Origin of the sequence: Proteus sp. CD3 (assembly GCF_008808075.1) — a bacterium.
GTDB classification, from domain to species: Bacteria; Pseudomonadota; Gammaproteobacteria; order Enterobacterales; family Enterobacteriaceae; genus Proteus; species Proteus appendicitidis.
In genome coordinates this window covers 1,191,861-1,213,453 of the sequence record NZ_CP019686.1, presented here as the reverse complement: position 1 = coordinate 1,213,453, position 21,593 = coordinate 1,191,861, and the positions used below count along the sequence as shown (strand labels likewise).

17 protein-coding genes are annotated in these 21,593 nt (G+C 35.0%); 1 reads left to right on the top strand and 16 read right to left on the bottom strand.

From position 1 onward, the window contains the following. Positions 1-20: 20 nt before the first annotated feature. Both dld and BTA34_RS05375 read right to left on the bottom strand, forming a co-directional pair. Entirely contained in the window at positions 21-1,781 is a 1,761-nt protein-coding gene (gene dld / locus BTA34_RS05380; protein ID WP_151434789.1) for a D-lactate dehydrogenase, read from the bottom strand. Between the two features lie 233 nt (positions 1,782-2,014). Further along, complete coding sequence (locus tag BTA34_RS05375) at positions 2,015-2,902, bottom strand: LysR family transcriptional regulator (RefSeq protein ID WP_151434788.1); 888 nt, start codon at positions 2,900-2,902, stop codon at positions 2,015-2,017. Positions 2,903-3,050: 148 nt separating this feature from the next. Between BTA34_RS05375 and BTA34_RS05370 the strand changes: the two genes are divergently transcribed. Beyond that, the gene (locus BTA34_RS05370) at positions 3,051-4,700 is read left to right on the top strand and encodes an alpha-keto acid decarboxylase family protein (RefSeq protein WP_151434787.1); all 1,650 of its coding nucleotides are present in this window, start codon (positions 3,051-3,053) and stop codon (positions 4,698-4,700) included. A gap of 264 nt (positions 4,701-4,964) precedes the next feature. On the opposite strand, the gene BTA34_RS05365 is transcribed toward BTA34_RS05370, so the two are convergent. The 14 genes from BTA34_RS05365 to BTA34_RS05300 all read right to left on the bottom strand — a co-directional run bounded on the left by BTA34_RS05365 (position 4,965) and on the right by BTA34_RS05300 (position 21,563). Further along, on the bottom strand, positions 4,965-6,131 hold the full coding sequence (locus BTA34_RS05365) for a hypothetical protein (RefSeq protein WP_151434786.1): 1,167 nt from the start codon (positions 6,129-6,131) through the stop codon (positions 4,965-4,967). Positions 6,132-6,166: 35 nt separating this feature from the next. After that, positions 6,167-8,752 carry a fimbria/pilus outer membrane usher protein gene (locus tag BTA34_RS05360; RefSeq protein ID WP_265576268.1) on the bottom strand — a complete coding sequence of 862 codons (2,586 nt, stop codon included), beginning with the start codon at positions 8,750-8,752 and terminating at the stop codon, positions 6,167-6,169. 43 nt (positions 8,753-8,795) lie between these two features. After that, positions 8,796-9,542 carry a molecular chaperone gene (locus BTA34_RS05355; protein WP_265576266.1) on the bottom strand — a complete coding sequence of 249 codons (747 nt, stop codon included), beginning with the start codon at positions 9,540-9,542 and terminating at the stop codon, positions 8,796-8,798. 4 nt (positions 9,543-9,546) lie between these two features. After that, the gene (locus BTA34_RS05350) at positions 9,547-10,239 is read right to left on the bottom strand and encodes a molecular chaperone (protein WP_151434784.1); all 693 of its coding nucleotides are present in this window, start codon (positions 10,237-10,239) and stop codon (positions 9,547-9,549) included. Between the two features lie 8 nt (positions 10,240-10,247). Continuing rightward, complete coding sequence (locus BTA34_RS05345) at positions 10,248-10,754, bottom strand: fimbrial protein (RefSeq protein WP_265576264.1); 507 nt, start codon at positions 10,752-10,754, stop codon at positions 10,248-10,250. Between the two features lie 46 nt (positions 10,755-10,800). Then, positions 10,801-11,355, bottom strand: a complete 555-nt coding sequence (locus BTA34_RS05340) for a fimbrial protein (RefSeq protein ID WP_151434782.1) — start codon at positions 11,353-11,355, stop codon at positions 10,801-10,803. Continuing rightward, positions 11,333-12,031 (bottom strand): molecular chaperone, encoded by a 699-nt coding sequence (locus tag BTA34_RS05335; RefSeq protein ID WP_151434781.1) that lies wholly within the window; start codon positions 12,029-12,031, stop codon positions 11,333-11,335. Before BTA34_RS05335 ends, BTA34_RS05340 begins: the two co-directional genes overlap by 23 nt. 58 nt (positions 12,032-12,089) lie before the next feature. Next, positions 12,090-12,641 (bottom strand): fimbrial protein, encoded by a 552-nt coding sequence (locus BTA34_RS05330; protein ID WP_151434780.1) that lies wholly within the window; start codon positions 12,639-12,641, stop codon positions 12,090-12,092. Between the two features lie 577 nt (positions 12,642-13,218). Then, the gene (locus BTA34_RS05325; protein ID WP_151434779.1) at positions 13,219-14,598 is read right to left on the bottom strand and encodes an APC family permease; all 1,380 of its coding nucleotides are present in this window, start codon (positions 14,596-14,598) and stop codon (positions 13,219-13,221) included. Further along, a complete protein-coding gene (locus tag BTA34_RS05320) occupies positions 14,588-14,797 on the bottom strand; it encodes a hypothetical protein (protein WP_074454084.1) in 210 nt (69 codons plus the stop codon). The genes BTA34_RS05325 and BTA34_RS05320 overlap by 11 nt, the downstream gene beginning before the upstream one ends. Positions 14,798-15,567: 770 nt before the next feature. After that, positions 15,568-17,547 (bottom strand): ligand-gated channel protein, encoded by a 1,980-nt coding sequence (locus BTA34_RS05315; protein WP_151434778.1) that lies wholly within the window; start codon positions 17,545-17,547, stop codon positions 15,568-15,570. Between the two features lie 171 nt (positions 17,548-17,718). Further along, on the bottom strand, positions 17,719-18,501 hold the full coding sequence (locus BTA34_RS05310; protein WP_098943438.1) for an ABC transporter ATP-binding protein: 783 nt from the start codon (positions 18,499-18,501) through the stop codon (positions 17,719-17,721). Continuing rightward, the gene (locus BTA34_RS05305) at positions 18,501-19,589 is read right to left on the bottom strand and encodes a FecCD family ABC transporter permease (RefSeq protein ID WP_151434777.1); all 1,089 of its coding nucleotides are present in this window, start codon (positions 19,587-19,589) and stop codon (positions 18,501-18,503) included. Before BTA34_RS05305 ends, BTA34_RS05310 begins: the two co-directional genes overlap by 1 nt. A 486-nt stretch (positions 19,590-20,075) precedes the next feature. Continuing rightward, the gene (locus BTA34_RS05300) at positions 20,076-21,563 is read right to left on the bottom strand and encodes an amino acid permease (RefSeq protein ID WP_100157914.1); all 1,488 of its coding nucleotides are present in this window, start codon (positions 21,561-21,563) and stop codon (positions 20,076-20,078) included. Between the last annotated feature and the right edge of the window lie 30 nt (positions 21,564-21,593).

The following is a 21,593-nucleotide window of genomic DNA, read 5'->3' as shown; positions in this document are numbered from 1 at the left end:
CTAAACACAATCTACAATAATTATTCTTTGTTCTCTGTATTAGTATCATTATGAGCGCGCCCACATCCGCACTCTTCCCCCCAATATTTTAGTTTTGAGGTTTTACCAATACCTGGGTTCATGCTATTGGTTGGATCGTTATGTTTATAGAATGCTTTTAATTGAGGTTTAGCATAATACATATGACCAACGTTATGTTCTGCGGGATATTCTGCTCCACGTTGATCTAATAACGCCAGCATTTCTGCTTTTAATGCTTTAGCATCAACACCTTTTTTAATAATATAATCTTGATGCATAACGTGACACATAAAATGCCCACAATAGAGTTTATAAAGTAATTTACTCTCTATTTCAGGAGGTAGTTTTTCAAACCAATCTTTGTCATTACGACGCAATGCAATATCTAATGGCAACACATCTTCTACGTCATTAACATGAACGGCATGATAACGCACTGCAGCACCTGCGGCGGCAAAACGATGTAAAAAGGCTTTATTCCCCTCTTCTTCGGTACATTCAAAATAATCGCCTGATGCTAGTTTAAAGTATTCTTTTAAATAAGCTGCGGCTTCTTCAATTCCATCATCCGCCATTCTTAACATAAGATGATGCTCATATTTGTCACGAAAATCTGTCATACGTTCAGGTAAATGAGCAGGCCATAGCTTGCTCATAAACTGCATGGTTCTATCCACCATATTTTTAGGTAAAAGAGGCACTTTATTTAATACCGCATCTACTCGCCCTTTTACGGCAAATAGTATTGGCATTTTATCTGTGCCTAATTTATCAATCACCAAAAATGTATCTTTTCCATACACTTCCGCCATTTTGTAATAGCTTCTATGCATATATTCCCCGGCAACAGGCAGCTTTTTAAAATGACTTAAAATATGACGACGAATATCTTCAAGTTCGTCCGGATTATTAGTACCAATATAAAAAACTTGAGTGCGATGATCTGCGGGGAAAGTATCTAACCTCACAGCAAATACAGATAATTTTCCGGCACTTCCTGCTGCTTCATATAAACGCCGTTCATCATTGTTAAAACGAGAAGGTGTATTAGCATCAACATCACGTATACGCTCATGGTATTCATGATCAGAGGCTAGTTTTTCTGTTGTTTGTATCTGTGTCTCATGATAATGACGATTATCTAAATTAGTTAATATTTCTTCGGGAGTTTCACCTAAATCAATGCCTAAATGGTTAACTAATTCAGCTTCACCTTTTTCATTAACACGAGCATAAAGTGATAATTCGGTATAAGCAGGTCCACGGCGAACTAAAGCACCGCCCGAGTTATTACAAATTCCGCCTATTACCGACGCACCAATACAAGATGATCCAATAACAGAATGAGGCTCCCGACCTAATGGCTTTAATACTTTTTCTAAATGCCATAACGTACTACCGGGGAAAGCAATAACTTGATTATGCTCTGAAAGAACCTGTATTTTATCTTGACGTAATGTACTAATAATCACGATATCTCTATCATAATCATCACCATTAGGTGTCGAGCCTTCTGTTAATCCAGTATTCGCCGCTTGCATAATAATAATTTTATCGGCTTCAACACAGGTTTTAAAAACTCGCCATTGTTCTAATAGATTAGCGGGAAAGACAACGGCCAGCGCCTTACCTTGCCCTGAACGAAAACCTTTGCGATAACGTTCTGTTTTATGTGCTTGGGTTAATACTTGTTTTTTACCAACGATACTTTCAAGTTTGCGAATAAAATGTTGATTTACAGAACTATTACTCTCATTCATTTTCCCTATCCTATTCCTGTCTTATCTGATTAATCTTTTATTTGCCCATTTTTATTATTACTCATAAGACTATGTGCAAAATATAAACTTATCATTTATATAACTGCTTTTATACTGCTATCCGCATTTCTTAAAAAAATAGTCTTTATTTATTTCTAATCACTTTTATTATTTAAAGAGAATTTTGGTATTTGTTTCTTAAATAGAATATAAATAAGCGCTATTTTAATATTTTATTCTATTATTAGCTTTTCTCTTGCTAGCTGCTCCCATGCTTGGCAACTTCGGCTTTTATAGCTGTTTTTATTATTGGCTAGCGCTATTTGATATGACAATGTAGGTTCCACCACAGGAAGAACAACCAAATCATCAATAGGATTTTTATTACACATACTGTTGGGTAACAGTGTTATCCCTACACCAGCTTTCACCATTGCAATAATTAAATCTAAATGGTTACTACGACCCGCAATAATAGGCGCTGTATTGTAAATACCACAAGCACTATAAATTAAATCATTAATACGGAAATCTTCAGAAAAGAAGATAAAAGGCTCATTAATCAACTCCTTAAAATGAATTTCCTTTTTTATAGCTAAAGGATGGGATGGCGACATTAATAGCATTAAGTGATCTTCTGAAAAAGGCGTTAATTCAAAAATATCTTCATTAAAAGGCAATACAACTGCGGCAGTTTCAACTCTGCCTTCTCTCATAGCATCAGCCATTTGTTTAGTACCCAATTCAAATATTTTTAGTTCAACCTGAGGATGGCGAGAGCTAAATGCCATAATAATATCAGCAAAATACGTCGAAGCTATTACAGGAGGTAATCCAACATTTAATGTTCCAGTTAATGGTCCAGACTTGTCCTGTAATGCTTTATTCATATTATTAAATTGTGCAAGTATCTGTTTTGCATGTTCAAACAATATTGCACCATCATCCGTTAATCTAACGCCATCAGTTTCTCTCACTAATAAAATAATACCCAATTCATCTTCTAATTTTTTAATACTACGACTAATTGCAGGTTGAGTGATAAATAGCGCATCAGCGGCTCGGCTAAAGCCATTTAATTGAACAACCTCAACAAAATAGCGTAATGTACGAATATTCATTAGCAATATTTACCTTATTACATTTAGTTATGCCCTTAATGATAATAAACCATTTCATATCAAATAATATTCGCGATAAAACATTAAGCATAATGTAAAAGCATTCATATACTTTTATAGACTATTATTCGGATTTTTTGGAGATAATATGAGTAAGACTGTCGTTGAATATATGTTAAGCCGTTTATATGACTTAGGAATAAGTGATGTTTTTGGTGTGGCGGGTGATTATGCATTTCCCATAGAAGATACTATTTGTAATAGCAAACATATGCGTTGGATTGGCAACTGCAATGAATTAAATGCAGCTTACGCTGCTGATGGTTATGCCCGAATTAAAGGTATGGCAGCGTTATCGACAACATTTGGTGTTGGTGAGTTAAGTGCGATTAATGCTATTGCTGGCTCTTATGCAGAAAACCTACCTATTTTCCATTTAGTTGGTATGCCAGCAAGTGGTGTACAAAAAAGTAAGCGCCTTGTTCATCACACATTAGGTAATGGTGATTTTGATATTTTTTATCAATTAGGCCAACGTCTTGCTTGCGCTCACGCAATATTAACACCTGAAAATTGTATTACAGAAATGGAACGTTTAATTGCGACTGCATTAAAAGAACGTCGCCCTGTTTATATCGGACTACCTTCTGATTATGCCACTATGCAAGTGATAGAACATTCCCCTGTTACCGCCCCCAAAAGACCAATAAGTGATAAAGAAATACTAGAAAAAGTGGTCTCACTCATTATTGAAAAGCTTGCACACAGCAATAATATCTGCGTATTACCTGGTATTTTATCCGCCCGTTTAGGATTGTCAGATAATGTGCAAGCTTTTATTGATAAGACTGGCTTACCTTATGCCACTATGTTTATGGATAAAAGTATTTTAAGTGAATCTCATCCCCAATATATTGGCATGTATGATGGCAAATTAATGACACCTGAAGTCAGAGAATTTGTAGAAAATAGTGAGTACGTATTAGGAATTGGTGCAATGATGACCGACTTTAATACAGGAAGTTTTACTGCCAATATTAAACCAAAACAACTTATCAACATCATGCCTGAGTATGTTGAGATTGATTCAGTTATCTACACATCGATTTATATAGAAGACGTGCTCTCAGCACTGACTCAACGATTACCGAATAAAACGTATCATCAGATAAAAGCCAAAGGATTAGGCGAAGCTGTATTATCTGATAACGGTAAAATTACAGCTCAGTATCTCTATCCTCATTTAGAAAAGTTCTTTAAACCTAATGATATTATTATTGCAGAGACAGGTACATCATCAATGGGATTAGGTTTTGCCCTATTACCAGAAGGCGCTCAATTCCATAACCAAACATTATGGGGTTCTATTGGTTGGGCAACACCAGCATCATTTGGTGCAGCCCTTGCAGCGCCTAACAAACGAGTTATTTTAATTACAGGTGAAGGCTCCCATCAATTAACGGTACAAGAGATTAGCCAATTTGTTCGCTTCGGATTAAAACCGATTATCCTTGTGTTAAATAATGATGGTTATTTAATTGAGCGATTATTATGTGATTACCCTGAAGCTTATTATAACGATCTTGCTCAATGGAATTATCATCAATTACCTAAAGCTTTTGGTGCAAAAGATTGGCATTGTGAGAAAGTCACAACGATAGATGAATTAAATAAAGCGCTTAAAGTAGCGGGAACAACAGAAAGTGCCTCTTATATCGAAATAGTAACCGAACGATATGAAGCTTCTGAATTAGCACAAAAATTGAAAGAGTCTAAAGATTCACTTTATTCATTTTAAGTTATCGTATGATTTAAATAACAAAACCTAGCTTAGGCTGCCTTAAGTTAGGAGAAATGGACACTACTTAGTGTTTAATAATTGGATTATTAATATGGAGAATGAGAGTTACCTTTTGTGTTTTGCATAAGGCTTTGGCACCTATACTAAACGGGTAACTCTCAACTTTTCAAGCTGAGCTATCAAATCAATAGAAATAAAAAGATCTTCTATAAAAAAAAGCGGCCCCTAAGATCCGCTTTTTTCTTTTTTAATCTATTACTTTTATCCTCGGACAAATATATTTACATCCACTTTTCCGCGATATTCACCCGCTTTTGTACCATCTGGTTTACAAATGGCCCATTTGATACCAAATATATCAGGTTGATTATTCCCCATATTGGTTCCAGTTAGTTCGAGATCTGTATTATTGAACTTTAATAGATCATTATTATTTTCATTAGCACATTTTAAACTTGGTGTTGAAGTTTGCTTATAAGGCAATCCTATAACCCAAGGTTTTTTGTCAGAGACAGTACCATTAATAGGTGCTAAAACTAACTTATTTACATTATTTGGATCTAAACTTCCCTCTTTAATTACCGCTGACATATTTACAGGGTTACCTGTACCACCACAGGACAATGTAAATACAGATTCTTTAATGACTTCATTCGTAAATGTCATGTTTTCATTAATTTGTTGATTAGATACGCCAGTAACAGCACAAGATCGTTTCACTGTTACATTGGCATTTACGTTAACTTTTGCATAGAAATCTCCCTCAACAATTCGGCCAAAACTCCCTACATAAAAAGGAGTCCCCGTATATGTTAGTTTTCCGGGAGTTAACTGAGCATCAATATAAACAGGAAATGAACTTGGAACCGTAACTCTAATATTTTTAATACCACCAGCAGGAACTGTAGTTGTTGCATAATTAGATGGTACATAACATACATTAACGTCAGGCGTTTCTTTATCAACAACACCACTATTTGGCTGAAAAAATTGCCCAGTATAGACACTTTGAAAACTAGAACCAAAATTGGATAGGCTGACATTATAATTAAATTGAGGAGTCACATAAACGACTGTGCCAGAATTCGAAGAATGCGTTAACTTTAAACCATATTTATTAGATTGATTAGGTATTTTAGAAACAAATGTAGAATTACACCTCGATTGTGACTGACTTAATGAAATAATCGCATATACACTATTCCACGAAGGATTACTCTGATTATCGTAAATAGGTTTTCCTTGAAAACTACTCGTTCCCGACAAAGTACCATTTATATATTGAACTTGACTGGGATTGATATTCATATCAATCACCCCTGTTAAGTTTAATGTCATAGCACCCATGTCTGTTCCAGCTAAAACATTAAATGACGAAGTCATTAATACTGAAGTCAGTGATGCCATCATTAAATTACGCATTTTCATAGTTATGCATCCACCTATAAAATAAAGATTATTTTTTATTGGCAAGAAAGAGATAAAATTCTTATTGGTTGCCTGCTATTGACTTCAATATCACTTAAGCCACTATACGAAACGCTGCAACTCTGTTGGTTTTTATTACCCCATTTCACTAACAGCTTGCCATTATCAGGAAGCCCACTCATATAAAGCTGGCCATTTTCACCAACAATACCTGTATTCAAATCATTAGGATTATCAGCATCAATTAACGTAGCAATAGCACCAAATGGGACAACACTTTTATTCTGAGAAAGATTTAAAATAGCTTGAAAGCCAATTTTTGTTTTAAAGGCAACCTTAACAATAGCGCCTTTTGTCGGAACTACATTTTGAGATGTTGATTGTAGAGTCGTATTGTCAGGCAATGTATTTACATTTAATGCAATTGTATTTTGGCGATATTCTGTAAGATATGGTGATAACGCATATCCCTGTCTATTAATCGCACCATTTCCTGAACTTAACTCTGTTCCTGTTGCTCCAGGTGCTTCAACAATAGCCATACTATTGCCCATGCTTCTACCCAGTAATAAACCACCTGAATGTAAAAGCAAACCACCATTCATGCTGCCATTAACATTATAATAGTCACTTGAATAATTATAATTTAGAGAGGATGTACCGTAGTTACCTGAATAATTAGCATAGGCTGAACCATTATTAGATTGGCCTTGGTTAGCCCAAGATTGAGAAATACCATAAGATAAGGAGTTATCAAATGCACTACCAGATAATCCAACTTGCTGGTTAGTTCTTCCATTATTATCATGGTTTATCATGTAAGTGCTATTAAAATTGCTGAGTGCCGGCGAATTACTAAACACACTAAATGGAACGCTCACATTAAAACTAATTTGTCTATTTTCAGGCCAGCTATCATCTGATTTTATTCTATCAATACTGTAATTTATGCCAAAGTTAATACCACGAATATTGCTATTATAGCCTGTCGTAAGTTGAGTAACGTTCTTATTTTGCTCCCAATAATTATAACGGCTACCAGATAAATAAATACTACCGTACTGACCTAATGATTGTGATACTGACGTTGTAAAACGACTTTTTTCTCGTTCACCTAACCATGGTGAAGTGCCCTCTTTTAACCGATAATCTTCAGTATTGAATTGATTAAAATCGTAATAATCTTTAGTTGAAAAACGTAATGCCGTTAAGTCAACAGAGGTTCCTGTAGTGGTCATATTCTTAGAATAACGGAATCGATAAGATTGCCCATTTTGAGAACCTATTGTATTAAAGTCAGCATGAGCATGTGTGATATCTGTAGACAGAGCACCCCAATTACCTAATGAAATTCCTATCCCAGAGGAAATAGCGTAATAATCTTTCGCACCTAATACCCCGCCATAAAGAGTGACATCATGAGGTAAACCATAAATACCACTGGCAAGCAAAAAATCTGCCTTTTTAGAGCCAACCGTTGTGCCACCATCAAATCGCCCAGTACTAATTTCATATTTCCAACCACCCGGTCTTAACATTACGGGTAATGATGAAAAAGCAACTGTAAATGTCCTTTCTGAACCATCTTCTTCTTTCACTGTGACATCCAAGTTCCCTCCTGAGCCACTCGCGTAAAGATCGGTTATTTTAAATGCACCGGGTGCAACATAAGTTTGATAAATAACATTCCCATTTTGCCGGATAGTAATTTGGGCATTTGATTGAGCAATTCCACTCACATCTGGAGCAAAACCTTGTTGACTCGCTGGCAACATTTGTTCGTTAGAAACTAAACGCATACCTTTCATTGGAATACTATCAAAGACATCATTTCCGGTTGTCGTTTCACCAATAATAAATTCCGACCGCAAAGAATAAAGATTACGAGAAAGATATGTATTAGAAAATTTATTACTGTTATTGCTTTGAGTCTCTGCATTATTTGAATTTCGGGTATACGTCTGTGTCATTGTCGAACGTAAACGCCAATCATAAAGATTAAACCCTGCTCTTAATTGAGCAAAGAAATTATCATTTTTTTGTTTTCCATTATTATTAATTTTATCAACATTGCTATCGTTAGAAGAATGACCTCCACTAAACATATAATTGATAAACATAGCAGTAACACCACTATCAAAAGAGGCGGGATCAATATAGCCGACGGCATCATTAGACATAACAATTTGAGGAAAACTAGTGATTAGTTTTAATTCTGATAAATTTACTTTTATTAATGCATCAGGAATATATTCATTAATATCATAAATCACCTGATCGCTTTTTAACATATTTAACTTAGGTATTACTTCAGTATTAACACCTAATTTATCTAATAACCCTCGGGTTATTTCAGGCACCACTTTATTATTAGGTCCTTTTACCAAATTAATGATAAACTCACCATTGTTATTATTATTGACATAAACTAACAAAGATATTCTACCTTCAGGTAATGCATCTTTTTGTGAAAATTGGCTTAAATCAATTTCATTTGCAGATACACCTAATTGTCCATCAAGTAATGCGGGATCAAAATAATCTTCTGCAAAAGAATTAAATGAGAACAAAATAAGTGATGTAAAAAAACTGTATCTAAAAATTGCCATTGATTTATTCATTTTTACACTCTTAATATTTAGCCTTATAAAAAATATATTTTTATTAATTTACTGTTTTTATTTTTTCATCTAATGGGAACATAAACTCATCTAATACTTGCCAATGAATAGATGTAATCTTTTTTTCATTCGAAAATAAGTATTCTTGCGTGCCAAATGGAGGTACGTTTTTCGATAACTCTTGTAGTTCGATCTCTTTTCCATTTATCTTTATTGTGTTAAAAGCTAGATAAATAGGTGAATCATTTTTAGCGATTATTTTATTACCATCAATTGAAAATGATAATTTTTTTTCTGCATCTTTTATTTCTATGCCTTCAAGAGACTTTGGTCGATAATATACTTTAAAGTTTAATGCCCTAATAAAGTTCATCTGTACATTTGGTGTTTCTTCAGATGTTGATGGTATTAATCGAAATTGAGAAATATAAACACTCTCTCTATCTGTTGGTATTGTACTTTCTGAACCAGTAAACTTAATCACCCACTCATAGTACTCTTCAGGTTCTATTTTTTGTAAAAGCGGAGTTAAAATAAAAGGAGGATTCTCTTTTTTATCAATTAATTGTAACCCCGTAGATTCATCTAACCATCTCATACTAGCCTGAACGAGATACGCTTTTTTTTCATTATTTCTTAAACCAATAGAGATGCTTTTACTACCTTCATTATACGTCATTCTTTGCAATGAAAATTCAAATGCATTATTAGCAGACCATGCTAATTGGCAATAAAAAAAACCTAATATCAAAATAGTAATAAAAAAAATACGACTATTCAAAACGTTCATTTCATTAGTCCTTATATTTGAATTCTTTTGATAATTCACCATAGTCGTTAATTATATGCCAACTAGCTTCTTTTATTGATACTTCTACCAATTCAGTTTTGCTATAAGGTGATAACAATAAGGTTTTGTTATATTTTTCGTTATTAACTTTAATTGATGTTAATGTCATATAATATGGAGTTGGGTTATCTAAAAACCACTTTCCTTCTTGTTCTTTAATAAAGATCTTTTTATAATCTTGTTCTGAAGGTCTTGCTATATTTTCAGGTCGATAAATTACTTTAATCACAAAATTAGTTATTAATACTAATTTTGATTCCTGTGATTCACTTTCATTAGGTCGTTTAGTAGAAGGTATAATTTTTGTATTCAAATAAAAGAGTGACTCTTTGTCATTGGGTAAATTTTGAGTCTCTTTTAATAAAATACGTAAAGATGAAACACTCTTGTTTTCTAAACGAAATACAGGGGGAGTCACTATAAAATTAGATGACAAATTTCCATCAATTTTTTCAGTAACGCCAGCTTGTATTAAATAAGGCTGATTATTATCATTAGAAATATATACACTTTCACTTGAGTTACCTTCAGAAAAAATAACGCGCGTTTTTCCTAAACTAACCCCTTGAGCGTTAGCATTAAAATAACTAAAAGCTAATATTAAAATAATAGAAATTTTTATAATAAAATTATTCATATAATATCTTAATCAACGATATACGAAAAAGTTAACGTTGCCGAAAACTCTCCAGACTCGGGATCACAAACAGTGGGATCTTTACATTTAACATAGGTATAAAGTGTTTTTTCTAATTGATCTTTACTTATGTTATTCCAAACAGTATCTTCAGATTTAAAAAAATCCGTATTATTATTAGATTGAGCAACATTATTTTTACTTGATACTCTGATACCAAAGCTTTTATTGATATCATCATTAAATGTAACCGTATTTAAAGTACTCTTTGCCTTCATTGTCACATAAGTATCAAAAAAGTCATTCGTTTTACAGTCACTCAGTAATACCTTTATCGGAATAGGTTCTATAAGATTATTTTTAATTTTATTCGATTGAATACTACCAAAATCAACTTCATTGTTACTTGTTCCTGAAACTGAGAGTTTGCAGGTCTGTTTATCAATGGTCACATTAAAGTCAAATTCAATACTTTGAGCATCAAAACTAATAAATAGTGCTAGTGTAATAAACAAACTTAACAAATTCCTTTTCAATAGAAATATATTCATATTTACTTTCTCAAGGTTGTATAAGTGTTAATGCTAATATTGCTTTTAGCGTACCAGGATTAACCGCTGAACTGTCTTTCTTAACAAGCTCGACTTCAAAGTCTTTATTTTTATTACCATTTCCTGTTGTAATATAAACAGAACTTGTTCCAGCATTAAAATTAACTAAAGAACATTGATCATTTTTACAATCGTATAGAGCGAAACTTGCATTAGTTGGATTATTCACCGGTGATATTTTGTTATTTGCAATTTGTGTTCCTGATCCCGCTTTTATAACAACTTCCATATCAGGTGTTTCATCAACATAATCTTGGCAAAGGTAATTAACTGAAAAAGGTATTTTGTTTTCCTTTTTTACACCTATTTCATCAACATTTTGCATTAATGTTGATTGAGAAAATTTCACCGTTTGATCTGATAAGGTAAAAGCACACGTTCCTTTTGTTACTGAACCTTTTACTATGACAACCGCAGAGTCATCAACAGCGCTATATCCATAAAAAGAGATACAAGTTAATAATGCGCCTAATATAATTGGTTTAAAATGTGGCTTTATGTTCATTAAATCCACCTAAATCATCTATTGTACGCCATTGAACACTTCCTTTAGTTACACCTGTAGGTAAGGCATATTTTATCGAACTATAAGGCGCGATCATGGCATTGTTATTGGCCAAACTAACACCTAGCTTTATATTGTTGACAGAAAACCCAGCAAAATTGATGTAATAAGGGGAGTTATTGATTACCTTTAATTGTTTTCCTTCCACACTAAATCCTAATTTCTTTTGCGCATCGTCAGATGTCATCGGTAAATTTTTAGGTCGGTAGAAAAGTTTTATGACATTATCAAATCCCACACTTAAGCCCGCTGTATCAGAATTGTTGTTTTGTCCAGGGATCATCTTTGCATGAAAATAAAAAATACTTTCTCTATCTTTTGGTAAAGAATTACTCATGGCATAAATTTTCACTTCATGCCTTGATAAACTATTAATTCTAAAAAGAGGTGGAGTGACTTGAAATACAATTGGGTTTTCATCAGAGGAAATATAGGCTTGTACCAAATAATTTATTTTTGGTTCTTCATTACGAACGATAACACCTACACTACTCTCACCTTCAGGATAAATAATACGTGTAGCGTTTAAACCCACGCCTTTAGAATAAGCGAGTGGCGATATAATCATTAGTAAAATAACAAAAAACTTTCTTATTCTATTTGTAATTTTAATCATTATATTTCTTCTTTAATGAGAGGCTCTATTAAATAGAGCCTCTAAAAATTAAGCAATATTAGTTATAAGCAACAGTAAAAGTAACTGGTACTTTTAATTCATCACTTGTTACTGCACCATTTGTTAAATACAGACCAGCGGTCATCGGAATACGACCTGTACCGTCTTTAATGATCTCTTGTCCTAATGTCAGACCTGTTTCAACATTTGGTTTAACTAAAGTATTACTTGCTGTTGCTAACAATTTTACAGCTAAAGAAGCCGCTGTTGCGTTAGCAAACATTTCAGAATCAAAGTTTGATTTATTACCACGAGCATAAAGATTGATTGTTTCACCAGTTGCTAATGCTGCTGTACAATTAGAAAGCTCTAAATTAAACGTCTTATTATCTCCTAATTGATCGCCGACGTTTTTGCCAGAAACTTCATCACTTGTGAAGGTTCCCCAATCAATTTTAGAACCTTCTGTTGTTGAAGAAACATCACAACTTGCGGCACGAATTAATGCTTCGAATGACACCGTTGTGCCCTGTGTTGCAGCAAAAGCATTACCTGCAACCATAAATCCAGACAACACGATAAACGGAGCAACTTTCTTAATTAAAGACATATTGTTACCTTTCGTTTTTTAAATAAATCGCCTATTGGAATTAGTATTATTCCCTTAATCATCTTAATTAGATGTAAATTAAGAAAATATATTTTCTAATTCTTTTTAAAGAGTAGCACAACAATTAAATTTTACTCGTAAAGCGAGTTTAAATTACATAATGATAATTATTTAAAAAACTTTTTTTATAAAGTTCTTTCTTTATTTTTAGAATATTTAACTAATCTTTAATCGAGCATCAATATAATACTTAAAAAATAAAAAAATATATTTTTGAATATATAAATTTTGTTTTTCATATATATAGACATGTTAAAACTAATATAAAAAAACATTTAATTTAATTTAAATAAGTAAATACACCTAATGATAAGTACTTAAGAGCAAACCTATATTCCACATAAAATTATTTTTAATTTTTTTATTTGAATGGGTAAATATACTTAATTTTATTGTATATAAATAAATCAATTGGTTATTTATTATACTGATCGATTCTAGCGCTGTTTATTCAATACAAAAAAATGGTCTCATTACTGAGACCATTTTATTTATCATTATAACAATTCTTCGAATATTACTTTTCTGGCATTTGTGGCATTGGTCTACGGAACCGACGAGTGATCCATACCATATAAAGTATACCAATTGCGCCCCAAACAAGACCTAACTCCATAGAACCTGGTTCAAGGTTTACCCACAAGACACCCATTGTTGCAGCACCAATAATAGGTAATATCAGGTAATTAATGTGATCCATTAATCCTTTATTACGGCGCTCACGAATATAGAACTGTGAAATAACAGACAGATTCACGAAAGTAAACGCAACTAACGCACCAAAGTTAATTAATGCCGTTGCAGTCACTAAATCAAAGAACACCGCACCTAATGCTAAGAAGCCAACTAATAGCACGTTAAATGCAGGCGTACGCCATTTTGGATGTACATAGCCAAATGTCTTCTCAGGGAATACACCATCACGTCCCATAACATAAAGTAAACGTGCAACACCTGCGTGAGCCGCCATACCTGATGCTAATACAGTCACACAAGAGAACACTAAAATAATGGACTGGAATAAAGCACCCGCAACATACAGCATTATTTCAGGTTGTGACTCTTCTGGATTTTTAAATCGTGAAATATCTGGGAAATACAGTTGTAAAAAGTAAGAAACCGCAATAAAGATGATCCCACCAATCAGCGCTGTTAAGAAAATCGCTTTAGGGATAACTTTACCTGCATTTGGTGTCTCTTCTGATAATGTACTAATACCGTCGAAACCTAAGAATGAGAAACAGAGTATTGTTGCCCCGGTTATCATTGGTATGACTTGCGCATCAACAGACGCAAACGGCCTAAAGGTCCATAACTCCCCTGCACCTTCCCCGTTATAAACACCGTGGATAAGCAGCCCAACGAAGACAACCATGACTGCTACCTGAACAATAACGATCGCTGTATTTAAGTTCGCAACAACGTTAATACCACGCAGGTTAAAGAACGTCATTAAAGCCACTAAAGCAAATACAAAGATCCACGGTTCAACGCCTGGGAATATTGCTTGTAAATAGATTTTCGCCAATAAGATATTGATCATTGGCATAAATAAATAGTCAAGTAAAGATGACCAACCCACCATAAAGCCAACATAAGGGCTCATGGATTTTTGAGCATAAGTATACGCAGAGCCTGCTGAAGGAAAACGCTTAACTAATTTTCCATAGCTGACCGCTGTAAATAAAATTGCAATCAACGCAATCGCATACGAGGTTGCTACGTGACCATTCGTAATGCCAGAAACGATACCAAATGTATCGAAAATAGTCATAGGCTGTAAAAAAGCAAGCCCCATCATGACTACCTGCATTAGAGTCAAGGTTTTACGTAATTGAACTCGATTGTTAGCACCAGTTTGGTTAGTGCCGATAGAGGAGATGACGTTATCTGACATTAGCGAACCCTCCCATAACTTCGGTTTGAGTATTAGATAAACTCAACCGACAGTTACTGGGAAGACTTCGCATCTGCCTATAAACAGAATAGAATGAAGTTTTTAAGGATGTGTATGTGTTTAGGAGACGCCGTGCTCCGTAGTCATCATTGCCCGCAGTGCCGCTAGGCCCGACTGCGAAAGAGAATAATTGTACCATATTAGCATTCCTCTATCATGACAACCCTTTCTCTAAGGGGCTGGCTGCTAATCAAATTATGTTATCTATTCAGACTCAAATGAATCTGACCTCTTGGTGTAGTAATAAGTAAAAATGCAAAAAAAAACCGATGCACTTTAAACGCATCAGTCATATTTTTAGTGGGCGCATTTTGCACGTCTCAGACTTAAATAGCAATACATTTTCATCAAAAAGCCCCCTTTTTTTACGATCTTTTCAATTCGCAAACTAAGTCAACATATAACGCCACATTTTATTAACAATAATTGTGCTTTTATCACAACTTTTAAGTTTTAAATATTTCAAAAGCCATTACTCTACCGTAAGAAAATAAAACACAATGTATTGATAAATAAGAATTAAACTTTAGATTTAAATTAATATCATTGCCAAATCATCAAAATAAAGCATTTAAAATACATTAATAAGATTAATGCTAAAATTTTGTTAACTCATGCTTCTTTTATCACCCCAAAATAGACTTTTAATAAAAAGTGCCTATTTTTTAGCAACCTGTTTTATATAAATAAAAAGTAAGAGAATAAATTAAGAAAAAAATGGCTGGTAATAAGTAGAAATCACAATCTAATAGTCCAAATAACACGATGAATAAGATGAATTATTGAGCTAAATATAGACCTCAATATTTAAACTTTCCAGTATTAATTCTGAGCAAATGAAAGGAAATTAGAGATAAAAAAAAAGACTCCACAAGTGGAGTCTTAATGACACAAACTGAGGGTAAAAAATTAGAAGTTATAGTTCAAACCAATGTTGTAACGACGACCTTCTAATGTGGTATTAAAGTTTTCATAATTAATGCGACGATCGAACACGTTATAAACACCACCAATCACATTAAGTTGTTTGGTTAAGCTGTAACTTGTACCAATGTCAACAAATGCATAAGAAGGTGTACCGGTTGCCATACTTGTGCGTGATAAGTAATCCGATGTTTTACCACGGAAGTTAATACGCGCCCAAGTTTCTATTTCTGGCGTAGTTTCCCAGTTTAAGGTCGCATTTGCCATATGGCGAGGCTGTTTATTCAGTGGTTTACCACTAAATGCACCGCTCTTCTGCTCTGAATCAGTAAAGGTGTAGTTAGCTGCTAAGTTCCACGCAGGTGAAATTGTCCAGTTACCAGTTACCTCAATACCACGCATATTGGCTTTATCTACGTTTTCACGCGTACTGATAAAGTCATATAGGTGACCATATCCTTGTTCTTTAGTACATGCAGGTAACACGCCTTTATCATCACAAATGCGACGCTCAGTAATTTTATCTTTAAAATCAGTATTATAAATTGTAACACTTGCCGTTAAGTTATCACGGTTATCCCAAATAATACCAATCTCTTCTGTTACTGATTTTTCAGGTTTCAGATCTGGGTTACCATAAATGACGGCATTACCACCTGAACCCCCTGTTGCTTGTCCCCAAGTTTTCGTTGCTTGGCGTAAATCAGGTGAACGATAACCAGTAGATACACCACCTTTTAACGTCCATTCATCAGCCATATGCCAAACACCATAAACACGAGGTGTCCAGTGAGTACCGTAGTTTTCGTCTTTATCCATACGTAAACCACCGGTTAAAGCGAAATCATTTGCTAGCGCCCATTCGTCTTCAGCAAACAGCGCCCAGCTATAACGATCTAATTTACTACCTTTGTCTAAATGGTTATTGCTATCTTTTAATTCTTCAAAACGATACTGAGCACCAACACTTAAAGTATGCGCATCTAACATAAATACTGTTTGATTACGTACTGTTGTATCGTTGTATTCCATTTTACGACTTGGGTTATTGTTTTCATCACGCTGAATATAAGTATTCATCGTACCAAAGTCATACACACCATCATGAGTCAGGGCATATTGTTTTAGCTCATATTTACTGAAATCACTGCTCTTAGATTTACGAGAGCGATCAGAGGCTGAATATTCCCAACGAGAATCTCGGTGCTGGCTGTCTTTTTTAAATTCAAATTCAACCGTATTTTTATCATCTGGTGTCCAGCTTAATGTACCACCACCGCTTGCAGTAATTTGACGATTATAACCATTCGCAAATTTATCTTCGCTACGGTGCGAATATTGACCTTGGACTTTTAATCCCAGCAGGTTATCAATCAATGGACCGGCTGCATAAAAACTGCCTTGTTCAGTATTTCCTGAGTTTTGACGCTCTGTCAGCGTGCTATCAGCACGTAAACTTACGTTCCACTCTTTTTGCGCTTTACGAGTAATAATATTGATAACCCCACCCATTGCATCTGAACCATATAAAGAAGACATTGGGCCACGTACAACTTCAATACGTTCAATGGCAGGTAAAGGCGGTAACCAGCCTTGTTCAATACCTGAGTTATCACTATTAGGACGCGTTTCACGCGAGGCAACTCGCTTACCATCAACTAAAATCATGGTATATTTTGCATCCATACCACGAATACTGATATCAGAACTACTTCCACCGCCTGTTACTAAAACGCCGGGAACATCTTTTAATGCGTCAGTCACATCACGGTAAGATTTGGTTTCTAGCTGTTCACGAGTGACAACAGAAACCGATGCAGGTGCATCTTCAACGGTTTGTTTAAACCCTGAAGCGGTTGTTACAAGCAGTTTTTCTACATTTTCTGCTGATGCAGTCATAACAAAACTTGATGCAATAGCCGCAACAACGCCAAGCGCAATTTTATTTTTATTTAACACTACCATTCCCGATTCTCCAAGAATATATATTCTTTAAGTTTTATATAGATGGACAGATCGACAATTGCTCAGAAATTAGGGTAATAAATAAATTTAATTACCCTTAGTTATTTTAATATTATTTTTATATCCCTATTTACTGCATCCCTATATTTATTTCTTTTCTCTTTTACTGCTCTATATTTTATCCACTAAACCATCAATAATAATTTGAGGTATTCCTTGTGAACAATATTCCAATCGACCTTGAACACCATAAACATCGGCAAGGCTTTGTGCCGTGATAACCTTATCTGGCGCGCCTTGCGCAATTAACTGTCCTTGTTTCAACATTAATACATGTTCACCATGTCGTAAGGCGATATTAATATCGTGGACAACGACGACAGTAATAATATTTCTACGGTGTGTTTCTTTAGCCACTAAATCCATTACATGATATTGGTAATTAAGATCTAGTGCGCTTAATGGCTCATCCAATAATAATAAAGAAGGCTGTCTAATTAATGATTGAGCAAGCCCTACTAATTGTTTTTGACCACCAGATAATTCATCTAAATAGCGTAATGCTAAATGCTCAATACCTAATTGCCGTAATAAATGCATGACCTGGGCTTCACTATGTTCATTATGTAATCCACCTGAAGCACGTTGCGCCACAATAATGGATTCTAAAACATGTAAATGAACACCAGCAGGTAATGTTTGTGGCAAATAGACTACATTTTGAGCGCGTTGTGCAAAATTCATCGAAGCCAAATCGTTGCCATCTAAACTGACAACACCTGATGACTTATTTAATCCAGCTAACGCTCTTAATAATGTTGATTTTCCGCTACCATTTGGTCCCAATAATACGGTGACTTTTCCTTTAGGTAATGGCTCCACATCAAGTGCCTTAATGATAAGATGTTTAGCATAACCAGCGCTAAAATCTTGGATCTTTAATCCTTCCATCATTAGATATTCCCCCTATGACGTAAAATCATACTGAGGAAAAATGGCACGCCCACCAGCGATGTCACAATACCCACTGGAATAATGACACCCGGTATTAAATTTTTAGAAGCAATAGATGCCAATGATAAAACTAAAGCTCCAATTAATGCGCTTGCTGGCAGATAGAATCGATGATCTTCACCAAACATCATACGAGCAATATGAGGAGCAACTAAACCAATAAAGGCAATTGGTCCCACAAAAGCGACTGCGAGTGCGGTTAAAATACTGATGCGCAGTAAGGAGCCTAATCTTAAACGCTTTACATCAATACCAAAGCTAATCGCTCTGTCTTCGCCTAATCGCAATGCAGTTAATTTCCATGAACTCATCCATGAAATCACCATAATGACAGCAAAAGCTCCCGTCATCACACCGAGTTTTACCCATGTTGCACGCGCTAAACTTCCCATAGTCCAGAAAACTAGACCTTGGAGAGTGTCTTCTGTTGCAATAAATTGCATCATTGAGACTAGTGCGTTGAACGTAAACACCATGGCAATACCAAAAAGCACCACTCCAGATGTAGGAACACGAGTCCAACGAGTAATTCCGTCTAATAATAAAGCTGATAATAATGCAAAGAGAAACGCATTCGCCGAAATAAACCATTGGTCAGGAATACCCGGAATACCAATCCCTAAAACAATCGCTAATGCAGCACCAAATGAAGCGGCATTTGATAAACCAAGTGTGAAAGGGCTTGCTAACGGGTTATTTAGAATAGTTTGCATTTCTGCACCCGCTAATCCTAGCGACATCCCTACCACAACCGCCATTAAGGCATAAGGTAAGCGAATATCCCAAACAATCACTCGAGAGCCTGCATCAACAAGCTCCGGTTGAAACAGGGTGGTTAATAATTTTTCAAGTGATAAACCAGAAGGCCCCATAGTGAAATCTAACACTACTGAACCACAAATAATTAAAAAGATAACTCCCAGCCATAGCATGCGTTTATTCATCATTTTCCGATAATGGGCTTTCACATTATCTGATGCATTTTTTTCATGCTCTTGTGTGGCGAGTCTCTCTGACATAATGCTCATATCAACTGTTGTACCTAGTCTTTTTTTTACGTTCTTCTGCTCTTACCTGTGTTTTACATTGGCAAAAACATACCGTACAACTCATCAATTGTTTCTTATGTACAAAAAGCCAATTATTAATTTGAGACAATTCATTCAACAAAGAAGTGAGTCGCAAAATTATTATACGGTGAAATATATTCGCTGTGTAACTTATTATATGGCGATAAGCTGTTGGTTGGCTGTATTGAGCGCTAGAAGGGCTAATTATTATCAGACTCATTACATTAAGCATATTATTTACAATCAACAGCACCATTATTTTATTTTTCAGCAAATAAATTATGCGCTAACAATAAAGCAAATAATAATTATTATCAATGCGAACACTAATATAATTAGGATTTTTGTATCTTTTTTATAATTGACTGGTCAAAAAAATAAAAAACGTCCGTTTTATAGTGATCGAGATCACAAAACGGACGTTTTAATAACTTGATTTATAGGTTATTTTTTATTCGCAATGTGCGTTGGAAATTCCATTTCATTATAACGAATAAAGCGGGTTTTCTTCACAATCTTGTAAGTAAACCAAATTAATAAAAATAATGGGATACCAATATAGGTTGCAATTGCACCATACCAATCAATCGTATCTTCTAAGAACGCTTGGTAATTTTGACCTAATGTAATAATTAAACACAATATAAAGGCAAAAATAGGACCAATTGGGAAGAAGCCAGATCGATAAGGTAAGTCATTTAAATCACGACCTTGTGCAACATAACCTTTACGGAAACGGTAGTGACTAATCGCAATACCTAACCATGCAATAAAACCCGTCATTCCCGAGGTATTTAATAACCACAAGTAAACCGTTTGATTTCCGTACATGGAGCTTAAAAAGCATAGACCAGCAACAACCGTTGTCGCATAAAGCGCATTACGTGGCACGCCGTTTTTAGACAATTTTCCAAAGCATTTTGGTGCTTTGCCTTCTCTTGCTAATGTAAACAGCATACGCGTTGATGCATACATGCCTGAGTTACCCGCAGAAAGTACCGCCGTTAAGATAACCGCATTCATAATGGCAGCCGCAGATAATAATCCCGCATTTTTAAAGACTAGCGTGAATGGACTAACGCTAATATCACCCACATCATTACGCAGTAAACTAGGATCAGTGTACGGGATAATTAAGCTAATGATTAAAATTGCAAAGATATAAAATAATAAGATACGCCAGAAGACTTTACGCACAGCTTTAGGAATATTTTTAGCAGGATCTTTAGATTCACCCGCTGCAATACCAATTAATTCTGTACCTTGGAATGAGAAACCAACAATCATGGCAACACCAATCATGGCAGCAAATCCACCCGCAAAAGGTGCATCACCAATTTCCCAATTATGCCAACCGGCGTTTTCGGCACCTTTCATAATGCCAGTGATCATCGCAATACCCACAATAATAAAGATAATTACTGTGGAAACTTTGATTAAGGAGAACCAATATTCTGCCTCACCAAATCCTTTTACCGAGATATAGTTGAGTAAGAAAATAACGCCAAGGAATAGAGCGCTCCAGATCCAACCATCAACATCAGGGAACCAATAGAGCATCACCAATTGTGCAGCAACAAGGTCAACAGCAATTGTAACTGCCCAGTTATACCAATAGTTCCAACCTAATGCGAAACCAAAGCCTTCTTCGACATACTTAGAGCCGTATGTTGAAAAAGAGCCGGAAACAGGCATAAATGCGGCTAATTCTCCAAGGCTCGTCATTAGAAAATAGACCATTAATCCAATTAAAGCATAAGAGAGTAATGCCCCACCCGGCCCTGCTTGAGCAACAGTTGCACCAGATGCGACAAAAAGCCCTGTACCAATTGAACCACCAATAGCGATCATCGCTAAATGTCGCGCTTTTAACTCTCGGCGCAAAGTGCGTACTGCGCCCGAACCTGCAGTACTATTTTGTTGTTCTGACATAACATTCCACTTTTATATTCACTTTTCTAA

What these genes read in the sequence shown, in the direction of transcription:
- BTA34_RS05360 (WP_265576268.1), bottom strand. Translation starts at nt 8,752, where the DNA reads ATGAATAAATCAATGGCAATTTTTAGATACAGTTTTTTTACATCACTT.
- BTA34_RS05375 (WP_151434788.1), bottom strand. Translation starts at nt 2,902, where the DNA reads ATGAATATTCGTACATTACGCTATTTTGTTGAGGTTGTTCAATTAAAT.
- BTA34_RS05310 (WP_098943438.1), bottom strand. Translation starts at nt 18,501, where the DNA reads ATGATGGAAGGATTAAAGATCCAAGATTTTAGCGCTGGTTATGCTAAA.
- BTA34_RS05340 (WP_151434782.1), bottom strand. Translation starts at nt 11,355, where the DNA reads ATGAACATAAAGCCACATTTTAAACCAATTATATTAGGCGCATTATTA.
- BTA34_RS05335 (WP_151434781.1), bottom strand. Translation starts at nt 12,031, where the DNA reads ATGATTAAAATTACAAATAGAATAAGAAAGTTTTTTGTTATTTTACTA.
- BTA34_RS05330 (WP_151434780.1), bottom strand. Translation starts at nt 12,641, where the DNA reads ATGTCTTTAATTAAGAAAGTTGCTCCGTTTATCGTGTTGTCTGGATTT.
- BTA34_RS05320 (WP_074454084.1), bottom strand. Translation starts at nt 14,797, where the DNA reads ATGGTACAATTATTCTCTTTCGCAGTCGGGCCTAGCGGCACTGCGGGC.
- dld (WP_151434789.1), bottom strand. Translation starts at nt 1,781, where the DNA reads ATGAATGAGAGTAATAGTTCTGTAAATCAACATTTTATTCGCAAACTT.
- BTA34_RS05370 (WP_151434787.1), top strand. Translation starts at nt 3,051, where the DNA reads ATGAGTAAGACTGTCGTTGAATATATGTTAAGCCGTTTATATGACTTA.
- BTA34_RS05315 (WP_151434778.1), bottom strand. Translation starts at nt 17,547, where the DNA reads ATGGTAGTGTTAAATAAAAATAAAATTGCGCTTGGCGTTGTTGCGGCT.
- BTA34_RS05350 (WP_151434784.1), bottom strand. Translation starts at nt 10,239, where the DNA reads ATGAATAATTTTATTATAAAAATTTCTATTATTTTAATATTAGCTTTT.
- BTA34_RS05300 (WP_100157914.1), bottom strand. Translation starts at nt 21,563, where the DNA reads ATGTCAGAACAACAAAATAGTACTGCAGGTTCGGGCGCAGTACGCACT.
- BTA34_RS05305 (WP_151434777.1), bottom strand. Translation starts at nt 19,589, where the DNA reads ATGAGCATTATGTCAGAGAGACTCGCCACACAAGAGCATGAAAAAAAT.
- BTA34_RS05365 (WP_151434786.1), bottom strand. Translation starts at nt 6,131, where the DNA reads ATGAAAATGCGTAATTTAATGATGGCATCACTGACTTCAGTATTAATG.
- BTA34_RS05355 (WP_265576266.1), bottom strand. Translation starts at nt 9,542, where the DNA reads ATGAACGTTTTGAATAGTCGTATTTTTTTTATTACTATTTTGATATTA.
- BTA34_RS05325 (WP_151434779.1), bottom strand. Translation starts at nt 14,598, where the DNA reads ATGTCAGATAACGTCATCTCCTCTATCGGCACTAACCAAACTGGTGCT.